Source organism: Streptomyces sp. RerS4 (assembly GCF_023515955.1).
In the GTDB taxonomy this organism is placed as follows: domain Bacteria; phylum Actinomycetota; class Actinomycetes; order Streptomycetales; family Streptomycetaceae; genus Streptomyces.
In genome coordinates this window covers 4,490,999-4,508,579 of sequence record NZ_CP097322.1, presented here as the reverse complement: position 1 = coordinate 4,508,579, position 17,581 = coordinate 4,490,999, and the positions used below count along the sequence as shown (strand labels likewise).

Here is a 17,581-nt window from a genome sequence, read left to right as displayed (position 1 = left end):
GGCGGAGGGCCCTTGCCAGCCTTGCCATTGGCATTTCCCCCGCCGCGTCTGGTTCGCTTGAGCCATGGAGATTCTCTCGGTCCTGACGGGGCTCGGCATGATCGCGGTCCTGGTCGCCTTCTTCGTACGGGCCAGACGTGGCGGCGGCGGCATCCGCCAGGTGATGCCCGGCAGCCCCGACGCCGCCGACCCGGCGAACTACGGGTTCATACGGGAAGAGGAGCTGGACATCCGGCTGCCCGGCCCGGACCAGGACTTCCTGGACGCGCTGGGCAACGTCCAGCGCAGCGGCCGGTGGCAGGCGGCGTCCGCCCTGCTGGCGGGCACCCCGAAGGAGGGCGAGCTGCGCTGGCAGCGCGTGCAGTGCTTCGGCGGCGCGGCGGCGCTGGAGCTCGTACGGCAGCCCGGGGCCGGGGCGCAGTGGCTGAAGGCGTGGCGACTGGAGGCGGAGAAGGACCCGGGCGGCGCCCAGGTGCACGCGGAGCTGCTGGTGCAGCAGGCGTGGCGGGCCTCGGGCGGCGTCGGTACGACCGACCACCGGATCATCGTCGAGGAGGCGCTGGAGGCCTGCCGCAAGGCGGCGCTGCTGGCGCCGGGCGACCCGGTCCCGTTCATCACCGAGCTGGCCATCGCGCGGGCGCTGCACTACCCGGAGGCGGAGTTCGACGTGCTGTGGGCGAAGGTCATGGACCTGGCCCCGGACCACATGGGCGCGCACCTGGCGGCCCTGCAGTACTGGTGCGAGAAGTGGCACGGCTCGCGGGAGCAGGCCGACGCCTTCGCGCACGCGGCGGCGGCGCGGGCTCCGCGCGGTTCGCTGCTGGCGGCGCTGCCGCTGTTCGCGGTGCACGAGCACCTGCCCGAGGTGAACTTCGTCAGCAGCTTCTGGCAGAGCGAGGTCGTCACGCGGGCGGTCGAGGGCGCTCTCTACGCGGTGCACCAGGCCCGGCCGGACGACCCGATGCTGGCGCACGTACGGCACATGCTGCTGGCGTTCCTGGTGAACATGGAGCGGTGGGCCGAGGCGATGGAGCAGGTCCGGTTCGTGGACGGCTACGTGGGCGCGCTGCCGTGGTCGGCGGGCGCCGAGCCGGCCGCCGCGTACGCGGTGTACCGGGCGCTGGCGGTGGCCGGGTACGAGGCGAACGGCGGCTCGCCGGCGACGCTGCCGCGCTGAGGCGGGGCCTCGCCGGGGCCGGGCCGGCGTCCGTGTCCCCCGCCCCCCGCAGCTTTGGCCAATAAAGTTGCCGTAAGTGACTTCGAGGGCGCATGATCCGGCGGTGATCGTCAACCGCGCCTCTCGCGCGCTCGCCTCCCGCTGGGTCCGCACCCGCTTCGACCCGGCCGCCTTCGGCCTCGTCCCCCGTGCGGCGCTCGACCCGCGCGCCGCCGGACCCGAGACCGACCCGAGCCGCAAGGCGGAGCACCAACGGGTGGCCGACGCCGCCTTCGACGGCGAGTGGCGCGAGCCCGCCGCCTACGTCCGCGCCGCCGGCAGCGACTGGGACGCGCGCTGGAGCCGCCTCGAACTGCTGGTCGCCATCGCCGGCAACGACGACCGCTGGCTCGCCGACTGGCGCACGGCCGAGCCCGCCGACGGCGACGCCGCGACCGTCCACGCCTCCCTGCTGCTGCACCAGGCGTGGGCGGTGCGCGGATCCGCCTACGCCCGGGACGTGCCCGAGGAGAACATGCGGCGCTTCCGGGCCGGGCTGCCCGCCTCCATGGCCGCCGCCCAGCGCGCGGCCGAGCTGGCGCCCGAGGACCCGGGACCCTGGGCCGTCATGATCACGGTCGCGCGGGCCCTGTCGTACTCGCACAGCGAGTTCGCCGACCTGTGGCGCAACCTCGTCCGGCGGGCCCCGCACCACACGGGCGCGCACTGGCAGGCCCTGCAGTTCTGGTGCGCGAAGTGGCACGGCTCCGACCAGCTGATGATCGAGTTCGCCGAACGGGCCGTGGCCTCGGCCCCGCCCGGGAGCCTCCTGCCCGGGGTCTACCTCCACGCGCTGGACGAGCTGCGCACCAAGGGCGCCCTCCGCTCGGCGCGCCACCGCGCCGTCCTCGCGGACGTCGCCGCCCGGCTGGACGCCGTGGCGCCCGACCGCGAGGGCCTGGCGCGCCTGCGCCACCTGCTCGCGCACCGCCTCGGCGAGGCCGGGCTGTACGAGGCCGCCCTCGACCGGTTCCGGCAGATCGGCCCGTACTGCGGCGCCGAGCCCTGGACCTCCGACCCGGCCGGCCCGGAGGCCGCCTTCGACCACGCCCGCGGCCTCGCGGCCCACGGCGCCCGCAAAAACGCCACGTCCTGACGAAACCGGTACCCCACCTCGTGATGATCTTCCTTCTCGTGCTCGGCGCGCTGCTGCTCGCGGCCGCCCTGTACGTCGCCCGCGGCTTCTACCTCATCGCCAAGGCACAGCGCCTGACCGCCCGCACCGCCGCCTACGAGGCCGAGGCCGCGCACCTGAACGCGGAGGCCGCCCAGCTGAACGCGGAAACCGCCGAGCTGGAGGCGCGCACGGCCGCGCGGCAGGAGGAGGCGAAGGCCACCAAGGCCGCGGCGGCCGTCGCCCTGGGCTTCGTACCCGAGCACGAGCTCGACGCCACCCGCCCCGGGCCGCTGTCGACCGAGCGGCGCGAAGTCCTCGACGCCGTGCACACCGGGGACTGGGAGACCGGCGCGGCGTACATCGAGGCGGCCGGCAAGGACTGGGAGGAGCGCTGGCAGCGCGTCGTCGCCCTGGCCGACTTCGCCGCCGACGAGGACGGGAACGACGCCTGGCTGCACGCCTGGCGCGCGGCCCGGCCCACCGACCCCACCGCCGCCGTCGTGAACGCCCACTTCGCGGTCCAGACGGCCTGGAACGCGCGCGGCGCCAAGCGGGCCCGGTACACCACGCAGGAACAGTTCCGGCAGTTCCACCAGCTGATCGCCGACGCCCAGCGGGCCACCCACGTGGCCCAGGGCCTCGCCGACCCGGCCGACCCGCTCCCGTACGTCGCCGAACAGGCGATCGGGATGGGAATGGGCTACTCGCACGAGCGCTACGGCGCCCTGTGGCAGGAGATCACCGCGCGCGCCCCGAAGCTGCTGTTCGCGCACACCAACGCCCTCCAGTACTGGTGCCAGAAGTGGCGCGGCTCCCACGAGGAGGCCCTCGCGTTCGCCCGCGCGTCGGCCGCCGCCGGGGCGCCCGGCGAGCTGATGACGCTGCTGCCGCTCATCGCGTACTTCGAGCAGGAGTCGCACGAGGACGACATCGTCATCGAGACCTGGTACCGGCGTCCGGAGGTCGTCGCCGCCACCGACGCCGCCCTGCAGGACCTGGCCGACGCCGACCCGGACCACCCGGGCGTGGTGTGGATCCGGCACATGCTCGCGTACTTCCTGTTCTGGCAGGACCGGGACGCGCAGGCCGTCGAACAGTTCCGGCACATCGACGGGTACATCGGCTCGATGCCGTGGACGTACCACGGCGAACCGCGCAAGCGCTACACCTACGCCCGTGACTGGGCCGTGGACGTGGCCGTACCGGGCGCCTGAGGCCGTACGGGGAAAACCCGGGCGGGCGGGGAAAACCCGGGCGGGCGGGGAATCCTGGGCCGCCCCCGCCCGTTGAGACTCCCACAAGGAGGGAATCCCCATGTTCTCGTACCGCCGCACGCCCGAGCTCCCCACCCGCGAGGAGGCCCTGCCGGGCCGCGCGCAGGCGCAGTTCTCGCTGCCGGAGCGCCACACGGTCCTCGGCAACCCGCTCGCCGGCCCCTATCCCGCGCACCTGGAGGTGGCCGACTTCGGTCTGGGCTGCTTCTGGGGCGCGGAGCGCAAGTTCTGGCAGACCCCGGGGGTGTGGACCACCCTGGCCGGCTACCAGGGCGGCTACACGGAGAATCCGACGTACGACGAGGTGTGCTCGGGCCAGACCGGCCACACGGAGGTCGTCCGCGTGGTCTTCGACCCGTCGCTGGTCTCCTACGAGAGCCTCCTGAAGCTCTTCTGGGAGTCCCACGACCCCACCCAGGGCTTCCGTCAGGGCAACGACGTCGGCACCCAGTACCGCTCGGCGGTCTACACCCACTCCGCCGCCCACCAGGCGGCCGCCGAGGCCTCCCGCGACTCCTATCAGAAGGTCCTCACCGCCTCGGGCTACGGCGACATCACCACCGCCGTCCTCCCGGCCGCCGACCGCCCCTTCTGGCCGGCGGAGGCGTACCACCAGCAGTACCTCGACAAGAACCCGGGCGGCTACTGCGGCATCGGCGGTACGGGTGTCTCCTGCCCCATCGGCATAGCGACGGCCCCGGGCGAGTGACGACCCGGCCCGCCGCCCCGCTCCGACGCGCGGGGCGGCGGGTGCCGCGGGGGCGCACGGCACGGATGCTCTGGCCAGAGGTTGCCGGGGGTGGGTGGGGACCCTAGGGTCCGGGCCATGAGCATCCCCACCGAGGCGATCGGCAGCATCCCCCGATCGCCCGCGCTGCAGGCCGCCCTCGCCGACCACGCCGAAGGCCGGCTGTCCACCGACGAGCTGACGAAGTTACAGGAACGGGCGACGGCCGAGACCCTGGATCGGCTGGCGGAGTTGGGCTCCCCCGTCCTGGTCGACGGCGAGCAGGCCAAGCCGAGCTTCGTCACCTACCCCCTGGCGGGCCTGACCGGCCTCGCCCCCGACGGCGCCGTCATCCCCTTCGCCGACGGCCACACCCGCCAACTGCCCCGGCTGACGGCGGGCCCGTTCCGCTACGGGGTCCACGCGGACACCTACCTGCGCGACGCCCGCCGCCACACCGCACTGCCGGTCAAGCAGGCGGTCATCGCCCCCTCCGCCCTGAGCCTGCTCTACCCGGCCGACGGCATCGACGGCTATCCGCGCGACGCGTTCCTGCGCGACCTCACCGACGGGGCCGAGGCCGACATCCGCCGCTGCCTGGAAGCGGGCGCGCACGTCGTGCAGCTGGACTTCACCGAGGGGCGGCTGTCCCTGAAGCTCGACCCCAGCGGGGGCCTGCTCAACGACTTCGTCGCGCTCAACAACGAGGTCCTCGGCCGGTTCAGCGCGGCCGAGCGCACCCGCCTGGGCGTGCACACCTGTCCGGGTGGCGACCAGGACTCCACGCACAGCGCGGACGTCGACTACGCGGAGCTGCTGCCGCAGCTGTTCCGGTTGAAGGTCGGCAACTTCTACGTGCAACTGGCCGGCGAGCCCGACCCCGAGCGGGTGCTGCGCATCGTCGCCGAGCACCTGCCGTCCGACGCACGGGTGTTCGTCGGGGTGACAGACCCCGTCGACCCGCGCGTGGAGACGGCGGAGGAGGTACGCGACCGGGTGCTGGCCGCCGCCCGTCACATCCCGGTCGAGCAGCTCGGGACCTGCGACGACTGCGGCTTCGCCCCGTTCGCGGACGACGCCTCCACCTCCCGTGACGTGGCCTTCGCCAAGATCGAGGCCCGGCTGCGCGGCACCGCCCTGGCCTCCGAGGCCCTCGGCCTCTGACCACACGAAAAACGGCGGACGGCGGGGAGCCTTTCGAGGCTCCCCGCCGTCCGCCGGTGCGTCACATGGCGTGCGTCAGGCCGACGGGCCGGCCTTCCACTCCGCCCAGCTCATGTTCCAGCCGTTGAGGCCGTTGTCCGGCTTGATGGTCTTGTCCGGGGAGTTCACCACGGTGACCACGTCGCCGATCAGCGAGTTGTCGAAGAACCAGGCGCCGGGCTGGTTCGGGTCGCCCGCGCCCTTGGCGTCGTTCAGACCGACACAGCCGTGGCTGGTGTTGACCTTGCCGAAGATCGAGTCGGCGCCCCAGTAGTTGCCGTGGATGAAGGTCCCGGACGTGGACAGCCGCATGGCGTGCGGGACGTCCTTGATGTCGTACTCGCCCTTGCCCTCCTTGTTCGTGAAGCCCACGGTGGAGCCGTCCATCCGGGTCTCCTTGAACTTCTCGGAGATCACCATCTGGCCGTTGTACGTGGGGTTCTCCGGGGAGCCCGCCGAGATCGGGATGGTCCTGAGGACCTGGCCGTCACGGGTGACCGTCATCGTCTTGGCCTTCACGTCGACCGTGGAGACCTGGCTGCGGCCGACCTTGAAGGTGACGGTCTTGTTCTGCGCGCCGACGATGCCGGGCGCGCTCTGCACGCCCTGGAGCGCCAGCTTCAGGGTGATGGTGGAATTGGCCTGCCAGTACTGCTCCGGACGGAAGTCCAGGCGCTGGTTGCCGAACCAGTGGCCCACGACCTCCTGGCCGCTGCTGGAGCTGACGGAGATGGCCGCCTGGACCGCCTTCTGATCCTTGATCGGCTTGTTGAAGGTGATCGAGACCGGCATGCCCACGCCGACGGTCTGGCCCTCGTCCGGGACGAACGAGCCGATGAAGCTGTTCTCCGGGGAGAGGGTGGTGAAGGAGGCGTTCTCGTGGGCCTCGCGGCCGGCCTCGTCCTTCGCGGTGGCCGCGAGGGCGTACTTCGTGGAGCGCTTGAGCGCGGTGTCCGGCTTCCAGCTCTTGCCGTCGGCGGATATCTTGCCCGCGACCGCCGCGCCCTCGGACGACTTCAACTCGACCTTCGTGAGCGTTCCGTCGCTCACGGTGACGTTCGCGCCGTCGTTCAGGGCCACGTTGGCGGACCCGTCCTTCGGCGATATGACTATCTTCGCCTTGGACGCGTCCTTCGCCGCGGCGGCGTCGACCTCCGCCTGGGACTTGCCCGTCTCCGCGTTCCCCTGCGGCTTGTCGGCGCCCCCGTCGTTGCAGGCCGAAAGCATCAGTACGCCACCGAGCACGGCGGACACGGCCACGAGGGACCTTCGCCGCCGCTTGCTGTACGTCCTCACACGTCACTCCATCGTTGCCGGAAATCCCGAGGCTGCATTCCCGGGATCGGGCCGGGCAGGGGGATGAACCCCCCGCTCGTCCTGACAACGCGTTAACGGTGCGAAACGGTTCCACACGGCGTTCGAATGTGTGCAACCCCACGGTCAGGCGTTGTCGGCCTCTTCCTCGTAGTCACCATCTTCCTCGTCGAGGTCCCACTCCAGGGACTCGGGGTCGTATTCGACCGGTTCGCTGCTCCAGGACGCCTGCGCGAGTTCCACTCCGGGCAGGTCGACGACCAGGTCCGTCGGGTCGACGAGGTAGGCCAGCGCCTCCGATTCGTCTTCCCGTACGGCCGATTCGGCATGCCCGCGTTCCTCGTCCGGCATGAACTCGTCGTCCTTGATGTGGGCGAGGGCGGCGCCGGTGAGCGCGTCGGGCTCCGTCACCTCCAGCACCAAATCAACCCGAAGCCGTACGTATCGTGATGTGTCAGAAGGGTTCATACGACGGAGACTAAGCCCGAGGCGGCCCCGACTTTCCCACGACCCGCCCCTTTCACTAGCATCGCCCCACACGGCCAATTCGCTGCTGCCACAAGGGGGATCGCACCGTGTCCGCACGTCGACCGCTGCTCACCGCTCTCGGGGCGACCACCCTCCTCGCCGCCCTGTGGTTCGTCCCCTCCGCCAATGCCACGGCACCCGACCGTCCGGCGCGCGCCTCCGGCGCGTCCGACGCGCCCGCTTCCGCCAACACCGGCACCGTCACCGGCGCCGCCTACGCCTCGGACGGCGGTTCGGATTCCGGTTCGGATTCCGTTTCCTCCCCGGCTTCCTCCCCGGCCACCGTCACCCTCACGCTCGCCGACACCGGCAGCGTCGACACCACCCCCTATGTGCTGGGCGGGACGCTCTTCCTCGGCCTCGGGGCCGGCTTCGTGACCTTCTCCGTACACCGCTCCCGGACCGGCTAACGCCCGGCGAGCCCACCGAAACGACCCAGGGCCGCGCCCCCCTTCGGGGACGCGGCCCTGTGCCGTCTCTCTGTCGCTCCGTCAGGCGCTCCGTCAGGCGAGCGGACCCGTCACCGGTTCCACCGCCGCCACCAGCGCGCCCGCGCGCACGAACGCGTCGGCGGCGGCCAGGTCGGGGGCGAGGAAACGGTCCGGCCCGGGGCCCTGGACGCCCGCCGCGCGCACCGCGGCGATGGCGGCCTGGCTGGCCGGCGCGGGGGTGAGCCCGTGGCGCAGTTCGATGGCGCGGGTGGCCGCGTACAGCTCGATCGCGATGATCCGCGTCAGGTTGTCGACGGCCGTACGCAGTTTGCGCGCGGCCGACCAGCCCATGGAGACGTGGTCCTCCTGCATGGCGGAGGAGGGGATCGAGTCGGCGGAGGCGGGGACCGCGAGCCGCTTCATCTCGCTGACCAGGGCGGCCTGCGTGTACTGGGCGATCATCAGGCCGGAGTCGACGCCGGCGTCCTCGGCGAGGAACGGCGGCAGGCCGTGGCTGCGGTTCTTGTCGAGGAGCCGGTCGGTGCGGCGCTCGGCGATGGAGCCGAGGTCGGCGGCGGCGATGGCCAGGAAGTCCAGCACGTACGCGACGGGCGCGCCGTGGAAGTTGCCGTTGGACTCCACGCGACCGTCGGGCAGCACCACCGGGTTGTCGACGGCGGCGGCCAGCTCGCGGAAGGCGACGAGGGCGGCGTGCGCCATGGTGTCGCGGCCGGCACCGGCCACCTGCGGGGCGCAGCGGACGGAGTAGGCGTCCTGCACGCGGGGCGCGGACTCCTCCTGGAAGTGCCCGGTGAGCCCGGAACCCTTCAGCACGGCGGCCATGTTGGCGGCGGCGGCCGCCTGGCCGGGGTGCGGGCGGATGGCGTGCAGCTCGGGTGCGAGCACCTTCTCGGTGCCGAGCAGCGCCTCCAGGGTGAGGGCGGCGGTGATGTCGGCGGACTTGTAGAGGGTGTCGAGGTCGGCGAGGGCCATGACCAGCATGCCGAGCATGCCGTCGGTGCCGTTGAGGAGGGCGAGGCCCTCCTTCTCGCGCAGCTCCACGGGCTCGATGCGGTGCGCGGCGAGGAGTTCGCCGGCGGGGCGCACGACGCCGTCGGGGCCCTCGGCGTCGCCCTCGCCCATGAGCGCGAGGGCGCAGTGGGAGAGCGGCGCGAGGTCGCCGGAGCAGCCGAGGGAGCCGTACTCGTGGACCACGGGGGTGATCCCGGCGTTCAGGAGGTCGGCCATGGTCTGGGCGACGGAGGGGCGTACGCCGGTGTGTCCGGAGGCCACCGTCTTCAGGCGCAGGAACATCAGGGCGCGTACGACCTCCCGCTCGACGCGCGGGCCCATGCCGGCGGCGTGCGAGCGGACGATGTTGCGCTGCAGCTGCGCGCGCAGCTCGGGGCTGATGTGCCGGGAGGCGAGGGCGCCGAATCCGGTGGAAACCCCGTAGACGGGCTCGGGCTTGGCGGCGAGCGCGTCGACGATCTCACGAGCGCGGCCGAGCGCTTCGAGCGCCTCGGCGGACAGCTCGACCCGCGCGTTGCCGCGGGCGACGGCGATGACGTCCTCGGCGGTGGTCCCGGACGTTCCCACCACGACAGTGTGCATATCCATATTCAGCACCCTACGGATTGAATCCCTTCATGTCACTAGCCGGCATTGTCACGATCGAGTCGCCTCCCCACCCCTTACGCCCGCCGGCCGGGCTCTGGTCGGACACCCCCCAGGGGGTGTCTTTTGGATCAGGCCGGGCTCGCGGTGGTCGGTGCCGCGCCCTGATCCGGCCTGATCCGAAAGACACCCCTAGTGCCGCCCGCGGAAGCGCCTGCGCTCGCCCGCCGGCTCCCGCGCCGCCGCGTCGGCCAGTCGCACCACCGCCGTGTCCCGGCCCGCCACCACCGGCCGCGCGGCCCGCGCGGCCTTGGCCTTGTACTGCGCGGCGTCGGCGAGGCGGAAGAGCCGCCGCGAGGACTTCACCGGCCCGATCGGGTCGCCCGTGGAGGCGACCCCGCAGGCCACCCCCTCGCCCAATTCCAGCTCGGCGGCCCGTACGCACACCTCCTCGGTGACCCGTACCACCTGATCGGCCACCGGCCCCACGCTCACCAGACAGAACTCGTCCCCGCCCAGCCGCGCCACCAGGGCCCCCGGCAGCATCGCGCCGCACAGGCTCAGCACCGACCCGAACCGCTCCAGCAGCCGGTCGCCCGTGGCGTGCCCCAGGGTGTCGTTGACCTTCTTGAGGCCGTTCAGGTCGCACACGACCAGGCTCACCACCGCCCCGGTCCGCCGGTGCTCCTCCAGCGCCTCGTCGAGCCGCATGTCCACGGCCCGCCGGTTGGCGAGCCCGGTCAGCGGGTCGGTGAAGGCGAGCCGCCGGGCCTCCTCCAGCCGCTCGTTCTGCGCGAGCCCGGCCGCGACCACGGCCGCCAGCACCGTCGCGAACTCGGCGTCGTCCCCGTCGAAGTCGGGCAGGCCCTCGTCCCGGGCGACGTACAGCTCACCCCAGGCCCGCCCGCTGAGCACGATCGGCGCGACGACGCAGGTCCCGCGTCCGCGCCGGCGCAGGACGTCGCCCCGGCGCCCGGGGCGGTCGTCGGTCGCGCTCTCCACCCAGGCGTGCGGTCCGCCGCCGCCGACCCACCGCTCGTGGAGGAACTCGGTGATCTCCGGGAAGTCGTGCACGGGGTAGGACTCGTCCTCGGGGAACTCCTCCTCGCCGGCCCGCCGCTCGCCCTCGTTGACGAGGACCCGCAGCCGCCCGTGCTCGCGCTCCCAGGCGGAGATCGCGGCGAACGAGCCGTCCAGCGCCACCCGCGCACCGCGCGCGGCCGCCCGGACACTGTCCCGCGGCGCGCCGGCCGCCGCCATGGCCTGCGCGAGGCCCACGACGGCCCGAAGCCGCCCGTCAACTCCCATCACCCCAGGTTAGGGAGTTTTGTCCGATTCCGTACGATCAGCGCTGCGGACGATCAACGCCGCGCGGTGACCATTGCCGCGCCCCGGCCGGCCGGCGCGGCCACCCGCCCGCCCTCCGGCAGGCGCCTACTCCCCCGGCCAGTTCGGCCGGCGCTTCTCGTTGAACGCCGCCACGCCCTCCGCCCGGTCCCCGGAGAAGGCCACCGTCCGCCAGGCCGCGTCCTCGATCTCCAGCCCCGCCGCCAGGTCCATGCCGTGCCCCAGCCGCAGCGCCCGCTTGGCCGCGCGCAGCCCGACCGGGGAGTTCGCCGCCATCGCCGCCGCCAGTTCCAGGGCCCGCGTACGGTCCTCACCCGCCGGAGCCAGCGCGTCCACGAGCCCCAGGGACAGCGCCTCGGCCGCCTCCACCCGCCGCGCGGTGAAGATCAGCTCGGCGGCCCGCGCCGCCCCGACCCGGCGCGGCAGCAGCTGCGTACCGCCCCCGCCGGGGATCACGCCGACCGAGACCTCGGGGAGCCCGACCACGGCCGTCTCGTCGGCCACGATGACGTCGCAGGCCAGCGCCAGCTCGAAGCCGCCGCCCAGCGCGAAGCCGTGGACCGCCGCGACCGTCGGCATCGGCAGCTCCAGCACGCCGCCGTACGCCCCCCGGGTGGTCGGCCGCTGGCGCACCAGCTCGGCGTCGGACAGGGAATTGCGCTCCTTGAGGTCCGCGCCCACGCAGAACGCCCGCTCGTGCGTGGAGGACAGGACGACGACCCGCACCCCGGCGTCGGCGGCGAGCGCCGCGCAGGCGGCGGAGATCGAGCGGGCCATCTCCGTGGAGACGGCGTTCATCGCCTTGGGGCGGTCCAGCACCAGCTCCGCGACGACCCCGCCGTCGCCGTGCCGCCGCACCGCCACGAACTCCCCGAAACGGACCTCGTCCACAGCCACGGCACTCTCCCCGAACACAGGTTAACGAACGTTACCCGGGGATCTTAGGCTTCCGACGCGTCAGCGACCAGGGCTCCACCACACCCAGACCGCGCACCGGCCGCTGCCACATCGGCTGGAGCGCGAACCGGTACGCACCCCCGCCCTCCTCGGTCTCGGCCTCCTTCTCCGAGACCGGCGCGGCGCCCGTGCGGCCCAGCTCCTGGGCCATCGCCCCGTCCACCAGCACGGCGTCCTTCGGAGCTATCGAGGTCAACCGGCTCGCGAGGTTCACCGTCGTCCCGAAGACGTCGCCCATCCGGGTCGTCACCGTGCCGAAGGCGATCCCGACCCGCAGCTCCGGCATCTGCGGATCGGCCTCCATCGTCTCGATCAGCCGAAGCGCGATCTCCGCCGCCGTCGCCGCGTCGTCGGCGGCGTACAGGACCTCGTCGCCGAGGGTCTTGATCAGCCGGCCGCCGTGCGCGGCCACCAGGTCGGCCGAGGTCGTCTCGAAGGACTCGACCAGCTCGCCGAGCTCCTCCTCCTCCAGCCGCCGCGTGAGCCGCGTGAAGCCGACGAGGTCCGCGAAGCCGACCGCCAGGCGCCGGTCGACCATCTCCTCGTCGTCCGCGACCTGCACCACCCGCCCGGTCGCCGCCGCCAGCTGGCGGCGCCACACGTAGACGAGGAACTCCTCCAGCTCCGGCAGCAGCAGCTCGACCAGCGGGTACGTGACCTCCGTACGGGTCATCCCCGGCTCCGGGGGCTCCGTCAGCCCCTCCAGGAAGGAATCGATCTGCCATTCGGCCAGCCGGGCGGTGGTCTGCCCGGTGGAACGCGCCACCTGCACCGCCATCGGCTCGCTCAGCAGCCCCGCCTCGACCAGACCGGCGAGCCGGCGCAGCGCCAGCACGTCGGCCTCCGTCAGGGCCTTGGCCTGGCCGATGTCCGCGAAGCCCATGGCCCGCCAGAAGCGGGAGGCCAGCTCCATCGACACGCCGGCGCTCCGGGCGGCCTGGAAGGGGGTGTAGCGGCGTTCGGCGCCCAGGATCAGCTGCTCCAGGCGGATCGCGAGCGGGTCGGCCGTCGGCTGCGCCGTGTGGTCGACCTCGTGGAGCGGCGTGTGCTGGTCCCGCCCGATCGGGGTACCGGGTCCGCCGCCGGAGCCGGACCCGGACGGACCGGCCGCAGGGTCGTCGACGGTCAAGGGCCGCCTCCTGTCCATTCCGTGCGCACTGCCGAACCGGGTGATCACCGCGGGACCGGGATCGCCTAAACCATACGGCAGGTGTGCCGTAGCTCACTCCCCATCTTTGGGGCTCGGTTCGCCTCCGGGGCGCCATAGGCCCGACTCACGGGTCCCCACGTGCTCGAAATCCCTCGTACCTCGGGATTCCTCCGCGCGTGCGGACCCGTTCCCCGGGCAGCGCCCCTTCGGCTCACTCGCCCGCGCAGGCTGCGGCAGCGCCCCTCCACCCCGGGGCGTCTCTTGCCGGGGCGGCCGAAATCCAGCCCCGCCGGCGTTTGGGGCGCGGGGTTCGGGGGCGGAGCCCCCGGGGACGGCGCCGCACCCGGACCCCGCCCCCCACCACACACACAACGGCCGGCGTCAGCGCACGGGGCGGAGGTGCACCACGTCCCCCGCCCCCACCGCCTCCCGCTCGTCCTCGCCCGTACGGATCACCAGCCGCCCGTCCGCGTCGACCGCTTCGGCCGTCCCGGTGAGGGTGCGCCCGCCCGGCAGGTCCGCCCGTACGTGCTTGCCCAGCGTCGAGCAGCCGGCGGCGTACGTCTCCTGGAGGCCGCAGGCCGCCGGGTCGCCGTCGGCGTCGCGCCAGCGCCCGTACCACTCCTCCAAGGACCGCAGTACGGCCTTCAGCAGCGGCTCCCGGTCGGTCACCGTCGCCTTCGCGAGCAGCAGCGAGCCCGCGCCCGGGACGGGCAGCTCGTCCTCCGTGAGGCTGACGTTCAGCCCGATCCCGACGACCACCCCGTCCGCGACCCGTTCCGCGAGGATGCCGCCCGTCTTGCGCTCCTCGCCGTCCACCACCACCAGCAGGTCGTTGGGCCACTTGAGCAGGGTGTCCACGCCCGCCGCCCGGGACAGCCCGCTCGTGGCGGCCACTCCGGCCAGCAGGGTCAGCCACCCCCACCGCTCCGGCGGCACGGCCGGGCCCGGCTTGAACAGGACGGAGAAGAAGAGCCCGGACCGGGGCGGCGCGCTCCAAGTCCGATCGAGGCGCCCGCGCCCGGCGGTCTGCTCCTCGGCGACCAGCACGGCCCCCTCGGGCAGCTCCGGGGCCCGCTCCGCGAGGTCGGTGTTGGTGGACCCGGTGGCGGGGACCACCTCCAGGGAGGTCCACAGCCCACCCTCGGCGACGAGGGCCCGCCGCAGACCCGCGGCGTTGAGAGGAGGCCGGTCCAGGCTCGACCAGCGTCCGGCGGAGGCCCCTGCTGCTGCATCTGTTGGCGTCATGCAACCCACATTAGGTGTGTCAAACGCCGCACTGCCGAGCGCCATGCCCGCCGATACGCTACGCACCAGTAGCCAGCAGCGGTCATGCAATTGACCAGGCAGTTGACACCACACAGGGAGCCGCGACCCCGATGTCACAACCCTCAGAGCCGATCGACATCCACACGACCGCGGGCAAGCTCGCGGACCTGCGGCGCCGCGTCGAGGAGGCCACTCACGCAGGTTCCGCTCGCGCCGTCGAGAAGCAACACGCCAAAGGCAAGCTGACGGCGCGTGAGCGGGTCGCCTTGCTGCTGGACGAGGGGTCCTTCGTAGAGCTGGACGAGTTCGCCCGGCACCGCTCGACCGCGTTCGGGCTGGAGAAGACCCGCCCCTACGGCGACGGCGTCGTCACCGGCTACGGCACGGTCGACGGCCGCCCGGTGGCGGTCTTCTCGCAGGACTTCACCGTCTTCGGCGGGGCCCTCGGCGAGGTCTACGGCCAGAAGATCATGAAGGTCATGGACTTCGCGCTGAAGACCGGCTGCCCCCTCGTCGGCATCAACGACTCCGGCGGCGCCCGCATCCAGGAGGGCGTCAGCGCGCTCGGCATGTACGGCGAGATCTTCCGCCGCAACGTGCACGCGTCCGGCGTGATCCCGCAGATCAGTCTGATCGTCGGCCCCTGCGCCGGCGGCGCCGTGTACTCCCCGGCCATCACCGACTTCACCGTCATGGTCGACCAGACCTCGCACATGTTCATCACCGGCCCGGACGTCATCAAGACCGTCACCGGCGAGGACGTCGGCTTCGAGGAGCTGGGCGGGGCCCGTACGCACAACAGCACGTCCGGTGTCGCCCACCACATGGCGGGGGACGAGAAGGACGCCATCGAGTACGTGAAGTCGCTGCTCGCGTACCTGCCGTCGAACAACCTCTCCGAGCCGCCCGCCTTCCCGGAGGAGGCGGACACCGAGGTCAGCGACACCGACCTCGAACTCGACACGCTGATCCCGGACAGCGCGAACCAGCCGTACGACATGCACACCGTGATCGAGCACGTGCTCGACGAGGGCGAGTTCCTGGAGACGCAGTCCCTCTTCGCCCCGAACATCGTCACCGGCTTCGGCCGCGTCGAGGGCCACCCGGTCGGCATCGTCGCCAACCAGCCGATGCAGTTCGCCGGCTGCCTGGACATCAACGCCTCCGAGAAGGCCGCGCGCTTCGTCCGCACGTGCGACGCGTTCAACATCCCGGTGCTGACGTTCGTGGACGTGCCGGGCTTCCTCCCGGGCACCGACCAGGAGTACAACGGAATCATCAGGCGCGGTGCGAAGCTGATCTACGCGTACGCCGAGGCCACCGTCCCCCTCATCACCGTGATCACCCGCAAGGCCTTCGGCGGCGCCTACGACGTCATGGGCTCCAAGCACCTCGGCGCGGACCTCAACCTGGCCTGGCCGACCGCGCAGATCGCGGTCATGGGAGCCCAGGGCGCGGTCAACATCCTGCACCGCCGCACCCTCGCCGAGACGGCCCCCGAGGAGGTGGAGGACACCCGGGCACGGCTCATCACCGAGTACGAGGACACCCTGCTCAACCCGTACACGGCGGCCGAGCGCGGCTACATCGACGCGGTGACCATGCCGTCCGAGACCCGGGCGCACGTGGTGAAGGGGCTGCGGCAGCTGCGCACCAAGCGGGAGTCGCTGCCGCCGAAGAAGCACGGCAACATCCCCCTCTAACGCCGTCCGGGAGGACGCAGTGGTGATCAAGGTCGTCAAGGGCAACCCGACCCCCGAGGAGCTGGCCGCCGCACTGGCGGTGGTCCAAGCGCGCGCGGCGGCGCTGGCCTCCGGCGCCTCGGGCGCCGCGCCCCGGATCCGGGACGAGTGGGCCTCGCCCGCCCGCGTGGCACGCCGGCGCGTGCCGCAGCCGGGGCCGCGCGCGTGGACGCGTACGTACTGGCCCGGCCAGGGCTGAGACCGCGCGGGGCCCCGGGCGGGCCCTGGGCTGAGACCGCGTGAAGATGGCGCGAACGCACGGTGGCGCCTGAGTACCCGTACTCAGGCGCCACCGTCGTACCCGGGCCAGGATCGGGGCATGCTCTGGTCAGACCCGAAGAACGAGCCGCCGAAGGACATGCGCGACGCGCAGGCGATGCTCCGCCGGCTGCTGCTGGTGCTCGCCCTGGCGATGGTGGTGGCCGTGTACGTGCTGGGCGTGGCCCCCTTCTAGGAGCCCCTGGCTTCCGGGAGCCCCCTGGGAAGACTTCCGGGGAGCCCGCCGCGCGGGCCGTCCTACGATGGCCCGCATGACCGTACGCACCGTTGTCCTCGCCTCCGCCTCCCCCGCCCGGCTCAACCTGCTGCGGCAGGCCGGGCTCGCCCCGCACGTGATCGTCAGCGGCTTCGACGAGGACACCCTGAACCACGACAACCCGGCCGACCTGGCGCTGGCCCTCGCCGAGGCCAAGGCGGACGTCGTGGCGGGCCTGGAGGAGGCCGCGGGCGCCCTGGTGATCGGCTGCGACTCCGTGCTGGAGCTGGACGGCGAGGCGCTCGGCAAGCCCGCCGACGCGGCGGAGGCCACCGCGCGCTGGAAGGCGATGCGCGGGCGGGCGGGCGTCCTGCGCACCGGGCACTGCGTCATCGACACGACGAACGGGCGGCGGGTTTCGGCCACGGCGTCCACGACGGTCCGCTTCGGCGAGCCGACGGACGCGGAGGTGGCGGCGTACGTCGCGAGCGGGGAGCCTCTGCACGTGGCCGGGGCCTTCACCCTCGACGGCCTGTCGGCGCCGTTCATCGACGGGATCGACGGCGATCACGGCAACGTGATCGGGCTCTCCCTGCCGCTGCTGCGCTCCCTGCTGGGCGAACTGGGCGTGTCCATCACGGACTTGTGGGCGTGAGCCGCTTGTCCCGCGGGTCCGGGCCCAGGTCGCGCCCGTAGAGCGTCAGGGACAGCACCAGCAGGCAGAAGATCAGCATCGTCGCCGTGAAGGCGCCCCACCCGACGAGACCGACGGAGAGGGCGCCGAGCAGCACGTGCAGGACGGCGGCGGCGATGAGCAGGGCGCGCGCGAAGCGGCCGGGCGGGCGGTCGCGCAGGCCGGCGAGCGCCAGGAGGACGGCGCAGAGCAGCAGGAAGAGGCCGGTTCCGGCGCCGAGCCCGTAGGTCGCCGCCGACATGAGGTCGGGGTCCATGCCGGCGATGGACATCGACTGGTTGTGGGTGGTCCGGCCGAGGACCACGTGGACGACGACCAGCACCGCCGCCTCCACGACGAGCACCGCCGCGCCCAGCCCGGCCACGAGTCTGCGCAGCACGACGCCCCCATCCCCACACGCCCCGGGCGTGTTCGACGCCTGGAGGCTACTAACGAGTAAACCTCGGGACAAGGGTTCGGGTCGGCTTCGTTACGGGCGCCTTCCGTGACGGCTCTCACTCAAAGAATGCGTAGGCCGTTC

At 72.8% G+C, this 17,581-nt stretch carries 18 protein-coding genes; 10 read left to right on the top strand and 8 right to left on the bottom strand.

All coding sequences use genetic code 11. The annotated features are described in order from the left end of the window. The first annotated feature begins 64 nt into the window (after positions 1–64). The 5 genes from M4D82_RS21035 (at position 65) to M4D82_RS21015 (ending at position 5,498) form a co-directional block, all read left to right on the top strand. On the top strand, positions 65–1,177 hold the full coding sequence (locus tag M4D82_RS21035; RefSeq protein WP_249767509.1) for a hypothetical protein: 1,113 nt from the start codon (positions 65–67) through the stop codon (positions 1,175–1,177). Between the two features lie 103 nt (positions 1,178–1,280). Then, positions 1,281–2,312, top strand: a complete 1,032-nt coding sequence (locus M4D82_RS21030; RefSeq protein WP_249767508.1) for a hypothetical protein — start codon at positions 1,281–1,283, stop codon at positions 2,310–2,312. 23 nt (positions 2,313–2,335) lie between these two features. Beyond that, a complete protein-coding gene (locus M4D82_RS21025; RefSeq protein ID WP_249767507.1) occupies positions 2,336–3,547 on the top strand; it encodes a hypothetical protein in 1,212 nt (403 codons plus the stop codon). Positions 3,548–3,647: 100 nt separating this feature from the next. Further along, complete coding sequence (gene msrA, locus M4D82_RS21020; RefSeq protein WP_249767506.1) at positions 3,648–4,316, top strand: peptide-methionine (S)-S-oxide reductase MsrA; 669 nt, start codon at positions 3,648–3,650, stop codon at positions 4,314–4,316. A gap of 117 nt (positions 4,317–4,433) precedes the next feature. Next, positions 4,434–5,498 carry a cobalamin-independent methionine synthase II family protein gene (locus M4D82_RS21015; RefSeq protein ID WP_249767505.1) on the top strand — a complete coding sequence of 355 codons (1,065 nt, stop codon included), beginning with the start codon at positions 4,434–4,436 and terminating at the stop codon, positions 5,496–5,498. A 75-nt stretch (positions 5,499–5,573) separates the two neighbouring features. Here the strand turns inward: M4D82_RS21015 and M4D82_RS21010 are convergent, their stop codons facing one another. Beyond that, positions 5,574–6,833, bottom strand: a complete 1,260-nt coding sequence (locus M4D82_RS21010; protein ID WP_249767504.1) for a L,D-transpeptidase — start codon at positions 6,831–6,833, stop codon at positions 5,574–5,576. A 144-nt stretch (positions 6,834–6,977) separates the two neighbouring features. Continuing rightward, positions 6,978–7,262 (bottom strand): hypothetical protein, encoded by a 285-nt coding sequence (locus tag M4D82_RS21005; protein ID WP_249767503.1) that lies wholly within the window; start codon positions 7,260–7,262, stop codon positions 6,978–6,980. A gap of 164 nt (positions 7,263–7,426) precedes the next feature. Between M4D82_RS21005 and M4D82_RS21000 the strand changes: the two genes are divergently transcribed. Beyond that, a complete protein-coding gene (locus tag M4D82_RS21000; RefSeq protein WP_249767502.1) occupies positions 7,427–7,789 on the top strand; it encodes a hypothetical protein in 363 nt (120 codons plus the stop codon). A 93-nt stretch (positions 7,790–7,882) separates the two neighbouring features. Here M4D82_RS21000 and hutH read toward each other — a convergent pair whose 3' ends face one another. From hutH to M4D82_RS20975, 5 genes are all read right to left on the bottom strand, one after another. Next, positions 7,883–9,424 carry a histidine ammonia-lyase gene (hutH, locus tag M4D82_RS20995; protein ID WP_249772011.1) on the bottom strand — a complete coding sequence of 514 codons (1,542 nt, stop codon included), beginning with the start codon at positions 9,422–9,424 and terminating at the stop codon, positions 7,883–7,885. Positions 9,425–9,619: 195 nt separating this feature from the next. Then, complete coding sequence (locus M4D82_RS20990) at positions 9,620–10,735, bottom strand: GGDEF domain-containing protein (protein WP_249767501.1); 1,116 nt, start codon at positions 10,733–10,735, stop codon at positions 9,620–9,622. 126 nt (positions 10,736–10,861) lie between these two features. Continuing rightward, positions 10,862–11,665 carry an enoyl-CoA hydratase/isomerase family protein gene (locus M4D82_RS20985; RefSeq protein WP_249772009.1) on the bottom strand — a complete coding sequence of 268 codons (804 nt, stop codon included), beginning with the start codon at positions 11,663–11,665 and terminating at the stop codon, positions 10,862–10,864. Positions 11,666–11,702: 37 nt separating this feature from the next. Continuing rightward, positions 11,703–12,860 carry an adenylate/guanylate cyclase domain-containing protein gene (locus tag M4D82_RS20980; protein WP_502988970.1) on the bottom strand — a complete coding sequence of 386 codons (1,158 nt, stop codon included), beginning with the start codon at positions 12,858–12,860 and terminating at the stop codon, positions 11,703–11,705. A gap of 402 nt (positions 12,861–13,262) precedes the next feature. Continuing rightward, positions 13,263–14,129 (bottom strand): biotin--[acetyl-CoA-carboxylase] ligase, encoded by an 867-nt coding sequence (locus M4D82_RS20975; RefSeq protein ID WP_249767500.1) that lies wholly within the window; start codon positions 14,127–14,129, stop codon positions 13,263–13,265. 131 nt (positions 14,130–14,260) lie between these two features. Between M4D82_RS20975 and M4D82_RS20970 the strand changes: the two genes are divergently transcribed. From M4D82_RS20970 to M4D82_RS20960, 4 genes are all read left to right on the top strand, one after another. After that, positions 14,261–15,853 carry an acyl-CoA carboxylase subunit beta gene (locus tag M4D82_RS20970; protein ID WP_249767499.1) on the top strand — a complete coding sequence of 531 codons (1,593 nt, stop codon included), beginning with the start codon at positions 14,261–14,263 and terminating at the stop codon, positions 15,851–15,853. A gap of 19 nt (positions 15,854–15,872) precedes the next feature. Continuing rightward, a complete protein-coding gene (locus M4D82_RS20965; RefSeq protein WP_249767498.1) occupies positions 15,873–16,091 on the top strand; it encodes an acyl-CoA carboxylase epsilon subunit in 219 nt (72 codons plus the stop codon). Between the two features lie 120 nt (positions 16,092–16,211). Further along, the gene (gene mmpB, locus M4D82_RS34100; protein ID WP_283844497.1) at positions 16,212–16,346 is read left to right on the top strand and encodes a morphogenic membrane protein MmpB; all 135 of its coding nucleotides are present in this window, start codon (positions 16,212–16,214) and stop codon (positions 16,344–16,346) included. A gap of 67 nt (positions 16,347–16,413) precedes the next feature. Beyond that, complete coding sequence (locus M4D82_RS20960) at positions 16,414–17,022, top strand: nucleoside triphosphate pyrophosphatase (protein WP_249767497.1); 609 nt, start codon at positions 16,414–16,416, stop codon at positions 17,020–17,022. Here M4D82_RS20960 and M4D82_RS20955 read toward each other — a convergent pair. Further along, on the bottom strand, positions 17,003–17,440 hold the full coding sequence (locus M4D82_RS20955; protein ID WP_249767496.1) for a hypothetical protein: 438 nt from the start codon (positions 17,438–17,440) through the stop codon (positions 17,003–17,005). The two genes, M4D82_RS20960 and M4D82_RS20955, sit on opposite strands and share 20 nt — an antisense overlap. Between the last annotated feature and the right edge of the window lie 141 nt (positions 17,441–17,581).

Bases quoted from the DNA above. Each gene is read 5' to 3' on its own strand.
- M4D82_RS21035 (WP_249767509.1), top strand. From the start codon at position 65: ATGGAGATTCTCTCGGTCCTGACGGGGCTCGGCATGATCGCGGTCCTG.
- M4D82_RS21025 (WP_249767507.1), top strand. From the start codon at position 2,336: ATGATCTTCCTTCTCGTGCTCGGCGCGCTGCTGCTCGCGGCCGCCCTG.
- msrA (WP_249767506.1), top strand. From the start codon at position 3,648: ATGTTCTCGTACCGCCGCACGCCCGAGCTCCCCACCCGCGAGGAGGCC.
- M4D82_RS21015 (WP_249767505.1), top strand. From the start codon at position 4,434: ATGAGCATCCCCACCGAGGCGATCGGCAGCATCCCCCGATCGCCCGCG.
- hutH (WP_249772011.1), bottom strand. From the start codon at position 9,424: ATGCACACTGTCGTGGTGGGAACGTCCGGGACCACCGCCGAGGACGTC.
- M4D82_RS20990 (WP_249767501.1), bottom strand. From the start codon at position 10,735: ATGGGAGTTGACGGGCGGCTTCGGGCCGTCGTGGGCCTCGCGCAGGCC.
- M4D82_RS20975 (WP_249767500.1), bottom strand. From the start codon at position 14,129: ATGACGCCAACAGATGCAGCAGCAGGGGCCTCCGCCGGACGCTGGTCG.
- M4D82_RS20970 (WP_249767499.1), top strand. From the start codon at position 14,261: ATGTCACAACCCTCAGAGCCGATCGACATCCACACGACCGCGGGCAAG.
- mmpB (WP_283844497.1), top strand. From the start codon at position 16,212: ATGCTCTGGTCAGACCCGAAGAACGAGCCGCCGAAGGACATGCGCGAC.
- M4D82_RS20960 (WP_249767497.1), top strand. From the start codon at position 16,414: ATGGCCCGCATGACCGTACGCACCGTTGTCCTCGCCTCCGCCTCCCCC.